At 33.1% G+C, this 8042-nt stretch carries 5 protein-coding genes; 4 read left to right on the top strand and 1 reads right to left on the bottom strand.

Translation table 11 applies throughout. From position 1 onward, the window contains the following. Positions 1–606: 606 nt before the first annotated feature. From ACOCEA_RS17790 to ACOCEA_RS17775, 4 genes are read left to right on the top strand one after another with little or no spacing between them, the layout of a single operon-like run. Positions 607–1740 (top strand): DegT/DnrJ/EryC1/StrS family aminotransferase, encoded by a 1134-nt coding sequence (locus ACOCEA_RS17790; RefSeq protein ID WP_420757628.1) that lies wholly within the window; start codon positions 607–609, stop codon positions 1738–1740. Continuing rightward, positions 1733–3661 (top strand): polysaccharide biosynthesis protein, encoded by a 1929-nt coding sequence (locus ACOCEA_RS17785; RefSeq protein ID WP_420757627.1) that lies wholly within the window; start codon positions 1733–1735, stop codon positions 3659–3661. Before ACOCEA_RS17790 ends, ACOCEA_RS17785 begins: the two co-directional genes overlap by 8 nt. Positions 3662–3685: 24 nt before the next feature. Then, the gene (locus tag ACOCEA_RS17780; protein WP_420757626.1) at positions 3686–4477 is read left to right on the top strand and encodes a polysaccharide biosynthesis/export family protein; all 792 of its coding nucleotides are present in this window, start codon (positions 3686–3688) and stop codon (positions 4475–4477) included. A 20-nt stretch (positions 4478–4497) separates the two neighbouring features. Continuing rightward, positions 4498–6912, top strand: coding sequence for a GumC family protein (locus tag ACOCEA_RS17775; protein WP_420757625.1), 2415 nt, complete (start codon positions 4498–4500; stop codon positions 6910–6912). A gap of 38 nt (positions 6913–6950) precedes the next feature. On the opposite strand, the gene ACOCEA_RS17770 is transcribed toward ACOCEA_RS17775, so the two are convergent. Next, positions 6951–7670, bottom strand: coding sequence for a tyrosine-protein phosphatase (locus ACOCEA_RS17770; RefSeq protein ID WP_420757624.1), 720 nt, complete (start codon positions 7668–7670; stop codon positions 6951–6953). Between the last annotated feature and the right edge of the window lie 372 nt (positions 7671–8042).

Genomic DNA, 8042 nt, shown 5'->3' with positions numbered 1-8042 from the left:
CCCAATAACAACATTAAAATAAGCGCAGGGGAAAGTCTGAGTGTAATTTTCTTTTTCATTTTGGGGCAATAAATATTCTAACTATCAAATGTACTATTAGGAGTATGAATGCATCAAATATTACGATGAAATCAAATAATTAATCGTTCAACTAGGCGACTATGCTGTAGGGGTGCTTTTTTAACAAGTAAGTCCTGGTTATATCAATTTTTTTTAAGCTAATTATAAAACACAAAATTACCTTGTATTTACATGGCTTAACTGAAGTATTAACCACTATTTTTTAACAAAAAGGAATTGGTTATCAACAATTTATAGTTCTTAATCAAACCTTAAGAAAATAGGTTTACTTTTGCGAGGTATTTGTGGGTTGGAGGATTTCAATAGCTATTAATGTGCCATTTTTCACACAAAGAATGTAAAAGCTATTGGTACTGTGTTTTATTGATGTTTTAACTAAAAATTCGGGATTGGAAAGGGGTTAAAAAACAAAAAAAATGTAGATGACCGAGATTTTACTTCCTTTAACGAAATTAGAAGATTTTTTATGTTGTTGAACCATGGTATTTCTATTTTTGAATTCCGAAATCTTAATAAAACCTAGCTTTGAGTAAAAACAATAAAATATATCTTTCTCCACCCCACTTGGGAAGTAACGAGCAAAAGTATGTTGCCGAGGCTTTTGCTACCAATTGGATTGCTCCTTTGGGTCCTAACGTTACTTTGTTTGAAGAAAGCCTTTCATCCTATGTGGGAAATGATGCCCAGGTTGCCATGTTAAGTTCTGGTACTGCCGGTTTGCATTTGGCATTGAAAATATTGGATGTTGGTTTAGGGGATGAGGTGATATGTCAAAGCTTTACGTTTTCGGCTTCTGCCAATCCCATCTTATATTTGAGGGCAACACCCGTATTTGTGGATAGCGAAAAAGATACTTGGAATATGTGTCCAACGCTATTGGAAAAGGCTATCGAATCACGTATTAAGGAAGGGAAAAAGCCAAAGGCCATTGTTGCCGTGCATTTATATGGCATGCCATATAAGGCCAATGAAATAAATGGGATTGCCCAGAAATATGGCATTCCTGTTGTTGAGGATAGTGCCGAAGCCTTAGGAAGCACATATAATGGTCAAAAATGTGGTAATTTAGCCCATATTGGGATTGTATCCTTTAATGGCAATAAAATTATAACCACCTCTGGTGGGGGTGCATTGCTGTCGAAAGATAAGGATATAAAGGAGAAAGCAGTTTTCTTGGCAACACAGGCAAGGGATGATGCACCACATTATCAACATTCGCATGTAGGGTATAATTATAGAATGAGCAATGTTTTGGCGGGGATAGGAAGAGGACAGTTGGAGGTCTTGGATGATCGTGTAGCCGCAAGAAGGGCTAATTTTGATTTTTATAAAAATCATTTAGACCAATTTGAACAAATATCATTTTTAGAGGAGCCCAAAGGGTTTTACTCTAACAGATGGTTAACCACTATGGTTACCGGTTCTTATAAGCAACGAGAACAATTACGTTTAGCCATGTTGGAAGAAGAGATTGAATCAAGGCCGTTATGGAAACCTCTGCATGAACAACCCATATTTAAAAAATACCCAAATCAATTAAATGGTGTTTCGTCAACATTGTTCGAAAAAGGATTATGCTTACCCAGTGGGTCTAGTTTAACCGATGATGATAGATCCAGAATTTTGGAAGTTATAGTAAACGTATTAAAAAATGATTAAAAACTACTTAACCAACAACGCACAAAAATATGCTTCTAAATGGCTTGTGTTTGCTATTGATTTATTGATAGTCAGTTTTTCATTTACGCTATCCTATCTGGTTAGGTTTAACCTGACCTTTAGTTTTGATAAGGAAAAATTACTAGTGCAGCTACCTTGTATTGTGGTTATTGCAGCAATTTCATTTTTGGCAACTAATTCTTATAAAGGTGTGGTTAGACACACAGGTGTGAGGGATGTCTATAATATATTTAATGCCATCTGTCTGTCTAGTATCATTACCATCTTTTTTGTGCTTCTAAATAGACAATTTGAATTTATTGATGATTTTACCATTCCCTTATCAATAATAATTATCCATAGCCTTATAGGATTTATTGGTTTGACCATTTCTAGATATGTATTTAAATCTTGCTATTACAAATTGATCAAAAACTTCAAGATTGTTAAAAATGTAATGATATACGGTGCTGGTGAATCCGGTATATTAACCTATAATGCCTTAACAAATCATGCAGGTAGTGATACAAGGGTTATTGGGTATATAGACGATGATACCAAAAAACAGGGTAAGCATATCAATGGTATTCCTGTTTTTATGCGTGCTTCGTTGAGCAATGTTTTTTTTACCTCTAGGAGCATCTCAGAGATTATTGTTTCCATAAGTAACATTAATTCAAATAATTTAAGAATATTGGTTGAAAACTTGGCCAATTTTCCTGTCCAGGTCAAAATTGTACCACATATTGATAGTTGGATAAATGGGGAACTTAATATATCCCAAATTAAACAAGTGCAAATAGAGGATCTATTAAACAGAGTACCTATTGAATTGAAAAAGAACAATGTTAGCAAAGAACTTGATGGTCAAGTGATAATGGTTACGGGAGGGGCAGGTTCCATAGGTAGTGAAATAGTTAGGCAAATAGCCAATTACAATTATAAATCCTTAATTGTTATTGACCAAGCGGAATCAGCTCTATACGATCTGCAACAAGAACTGAAACGAAACGGATTTCATAATTTTATTCCAATTGTTGCGGATATTAGGGACAAAAATAGGATGAATTTCTTTTTTCAGGAATATCAACCAAACATGGTTTTCCATGCAGCGGCCTATAAGCATGTACCGTTAATGGAATATAATTCATATGAGGCAATAAAGGTCAATGTAGCCGGTACAAAAGCAATAGTAGACCTTTCTTTGCAATATGATGTGGATAAGTTCGTTTTTGTATCAACAGACAAGGCTGTGAATCCTACCAATATTATGGGAGCAACAAAACGAATTGCAGAAATGTACATTAGCTGTATGTCCCAAGAGCATAGGACTAAATTTATAACCACGCGTTTTGGAAATGTACTTGGGTCAAATGGTTCTGTTATTCCGTTGTTTAAAAAGCAAATAGATCATGGAGGTCCTTTGACGGTAACCCATAAAGATATTACAAGGTATTTTATGACCATTCCAGAAGCTTCACAATTGGTATTGGAAGCTGCTTCAATGGGAAAAGGAGGTGAGATTTTTATATTTGATATGGGTGAGTCTGTTAAGATTTATGATCTTGCAAAAAATATGATTCATTTATCGGGATTAAAATATCCTGATGATATAGACATAAAAATTACAGGTCTAAGGCCAGGAGAAAAATTATATGAAGAATTATTGGCTAATGGGGAGAGCACTTTACCTACCTATCATAAAAAAATTATGATCAGTAAGGTAAGGGATGTAGATTATGCCAAAGTACGTAGTATGATAGATGAGCTATGTATATCCAATATCTTTTTTAATGAAAATACCGTAATGTTGATGAAGCAGATTGTTCCCGAATTTATCTCTAATAATTCAGAACTTTGCTCTTTGGATAAATCAAATGTGATCCGACTTAATGACCCAAATCCTAAAGTCCTACAATAAATTTTAATTATTAAAACCCTAACCATGTTCAAAAAATTATCTAAAACTTTCAAACCACTTTTGCTATTGGCCTTTTTTGGTATCCTGTCCTCATGTGGTTCTAAAAAGGATGTTGTTTATTTTCAAGATGTTGGTTCATTTGAAACCATTGTAGATAATGATTCCTTTATTCCTAAATTTAAGGTTGATGATGTGGTTAGTATTCACATATCAACATTAAACCCAGAAGCCAGTGCACCGTTTAATTTATACAGGGCACCTAATCAAGGTACTAATGAGGGTTTTAGTGGTACAGTGCAACAAGTAGATTATTTAGTGGACCAAGCAGGTGAAATAGATTTTCCGGTAATTGGTAAACTTAAGATATCTGGCTTGTCTCCAGAAGAATTACGTGTTTTATTAAGGGAGCGTTTATCCGACTATCTTAAAAATCCGATAATAAATATTCGTCTTCAAAATTTTACAGTTACTATATTGGGAGAGGTAAATAGACCAGGTACGTATCAAATAAACGGTGAGGAAATTACGATTATGGAAGCTTTGGGATTGGCAAGTGACCTTACCATAAAGGGGCAAAGAAATAATATTTTGGTCATTAGGGATTTTGATGGAACAAAAGTATACTATAGAATAGACTTAACAAGTAAGAAGGCTACAAAATCTCCAGTGTATTATCTAACTCAGAACGATGTGGTTTATGTAGAGCCTAACCAATCTGCCGTTACTGCTTCATCGTTGGATAGTAGGGCCAATATTGCCATATCTATAGCATCTGTACTCATCACTTCTACCGTCATTCTTCTAACAAGAAACTAGTTTAATTTTAATACTTGTAAATGAATTCAAATACAAATATGACTTCTAATTCAAATGATTTTGATTTAAAGGCAATTATACAGTCCTATACAAAGCATTGGATATGGTTTGCACTATGTATTTTTATAGCAATGGTTTTAGGATATCTTTTTATTAGATATTCTGTGCCCAAATATTCGGCCACTGCAAAAATTCAGATTATAGAAGAGCAAAATTCATCGCCACAGTTAAACCTGTTCAAGGACTTGGATTTTCTTGGTGCGGGAAAAAATAAAGTTGAGGATGAAATTGAAATTCTTAACTCAAGATCTAATTTTATTGATGTAGTTATTGATCTAAAACTAAATCAAAAAATTATTCAATTAGGAAATATTAAGGACTCACAAATTTATGAAGACCATCCTTTTAGGGTGAATTACTTTGCGTCGGACTCTTTAATTTATCGATCCTCAGCAACCTTTATTGTTGATTTAAATTCTGAAAATTCATTCGGATTTAAAGAGATTGTATTAGGAGAGGAAGAACCGGAATTTAAAACCTACTCATTTGGTAATAAAATACCAACTAAGGCAGTTGGGGATATTGTTCTATTGCCTAATTCGGATAATGATATAAGGGGAAGGGGACGAGGCAACCAATATAAAATAGCCTTATCTCCCGTAACCGCAGTAGCTCAAGTCTACAAAAAGGGTACGGTAATTACTCAATCAAAGGAATATTCAAATATCCTTAATTTGAGTCTTGATGATGCCAGTCCCATAGCGGCCAGAAACATTTTGGATAGGCTTATTTATGTATATAATACTAACGCCATTGATGATAAGAAGTCAATTGCAGATAATACCTCTAGCTTTATTAATGACAGGATTGCGAGCATTTATAATAACTTATCTACGGTAGATCAATCTGCACAGGATTTTAAAACAGAACGCGGACTTACGGATATTGCTTCTCAAGCTAATCTTAACTTGAATATTGGGGCGGCAAACCAGCAAGAGCTGCAAAAAATGGCTACCCAGTTGGAAATTGCCAATTCAATGAAAGACTATGTTGATCAACAGGATAATTATGAGGTGTTACCTTCTAATATAGGACTTGCAGATGCTTCTATTGCCAGTACAACGGCAAAGTATAACCAATTGGTGTTAGAGCGTAAACGGTTATTAAAAAGTTCAAATGAAAAAAACCCTATTATTGTTAACCTTGATCAGCAGATCGATGGTCTAAAAAGTAGTATGCAATCAAGTTTGGATGGAATGACAAATAGCTTAAACCTACAGGTAAATAACCTGAGTAGCCAAATGTCAGTAATGAACTCGCGAATTTATTCGGCACCTAAAAATGAAAGAGCACTTAGGGATATAACCCGTCAACAACAAACTACAGAACAACTGTATCTATATTTACTTCAGAAACGTGAAGAGTCTCAAATAACTTTTGCTTCTGCTTCACCCAAATCTAAGGTTATAGATTACGCATATAACCCCTCTAGTTTTCCAGTTTCCCCTAAGAAGCCCATTATCTTCTTGGCTTCAATGATATTTGGATTTTTAGTGCCATTTTCTGTAATTTATCTGCATGGTATAATGGATAGTAAAGTCCATAATAAGATAAGTTTAGAAAAATTAATTAAGAACATTCCTGTTCTTGCCGAAATACCTAGATTGTCTAAAAGTCAACCCAAAATGGTAGGATTAAATGACAGGTCTGTGTTAGGTGAATCACTACGAATCTTGAGGACGAACTTGGATTATTTATTAAAATCTAAGGGTGATATGACCAATAGAAATGTGATAATGGTAACTTCAAGTGTCCCTGGTGAAGGAAAAACATTTGTATCATCTAATCTAACCATGATCCTGGCAAATACAGGTAAACGAATCTTGTTGATTGGTGCTGATATTAGAAATCCCAAATTATATACTTTTTATAATGGTAACAAATCTATTTCTGGTTCAAACGAAAAGAGAAATGTTGGGATTGGCCTAACAGAATATCTTCATGATAAAACAATACAATTGAAAGATATTATCATCAAACAGGAATTAAATAAAAATTCATTGGATGTTGTCTACTCTGGTAAAATACCACCAAATCCTACTGAATTATTAATGAGTAGTAGAATGTCTGAACTAATTGAAGAAGTTAAGGATTTGTATGATTATATTATCCTAGATACTGCACCGATGTTAGCTGTTACAGATACTTTGTTGATCAGTGAATTTGCAGATCAAATTTTATATGTTGTAAAAGCGGATAGTACAGAGAAAAAAGTTTTAGAGTATCCATTGAAGCTTAAAGAAGAAGGCAAGTTAAAAAATCTGGCCTTTGTTGTTAATAGCGTGAAGAATTCTGACCTAGGTTATGGCGGAAAATATGGTTATGGGTATTATGGTGTGGCAGAGAAAAAATGGTATCAATTTTTTAATAACTAAAATTGCCTGCTAACATTATTTCTATTTTTAAAAAGCATTTAGCTTTGTTCAAAAGTTTCATTGGTATTAATTATTAAATTAATAATTTTATTAATGGTTTTGTTGTCCAAAGCTATATGGTTTTTTAAGTAACTAAGATGTTTCATATTATGGACATCTGTACCAACAAAGTCGAATAGGCCCTCTTCTAGAAGCTTTAATGCTATTTTTTGAATTTTTTTACCATAGTATCCACCAACGGATAGGATATTAAGTTGAAAACGAATTCCCATTTTTTTGAAATTTTCATAATTCTTAAAATTACTATGTAGATAAACATAACGTTCTGGATGTGCCAATACTACAAAGTACTGCTTGTTTTTAGCTTTGTTAATTGCAGATTCAAAATTAATACTCGCCTGTAAGTAAGACATCTCAACTAATAAATGATCTTTGTTTAATGGCATGGTTTGGTTCAATGCCAACAAATCTTCAAAATTGGCATCAATCATATGTTCAGCCGCGGCCTTAATGGAAATATTGCCCATGTCATTTATTTTTAGGGCATTGTTTAAAATGGTTAATGAACTATGGATACTGGAAATGGTATTGGGATAATAATTTTCCATGATGTGTGGTGTACAAATAAAACTTGTTGTTCCAAATTCTGAAAATCCCCTTAGTAAATTTAAAGAAGTTTCCACGTCAGGTGAACCATCGTCAATGCCTGGTAAAATATGGTTGTGAATATCTATGAAACCATTTAAATGGTCAGCCAAAAATTTCTTTTTAGAAAATATATGGAACATTTACTTATATATCAATTTCTTATTATTCGTATAAATTTTAAGAATTTAGAATTTCAGAAAGTTTTAAATTTAATTATATTCTTAAAATTGATTTGCAAGTTAGCTAATATAGATTTAAAAATTACCACCGTTAAACTATGTGGTAAGTAGGTTCTTACATACGGTACATTTTGTCGGTTTTTAGATATGTTTTGTCGATTTTAAGATTTTGGATATTTATTAATAGATGAAGTAAAATACCTTTATAAGTATTAAAAGGTATTCCCCCTCATAAGTTATATAATATCAATTCAAAATCATGAGGTTGTCCTTAAGAATACTGTTTATTTTATTTCTAGTTAA

This window comes from Maribacter luteocoastalis, from assembly GCF_048890225.1.
Classification (GTDB): Bacteria; Bacteroidota; Bacteroidia; order Flavobacteriales; family Flavobacteriaceae; genus Maribacter; species Maribacter luteocoastalis.
The sequence above is the reverse complement of the archived record's forward strand: the minus strand, read 5'-3'. Positions and strand labels throughout refer to the sequence as shown.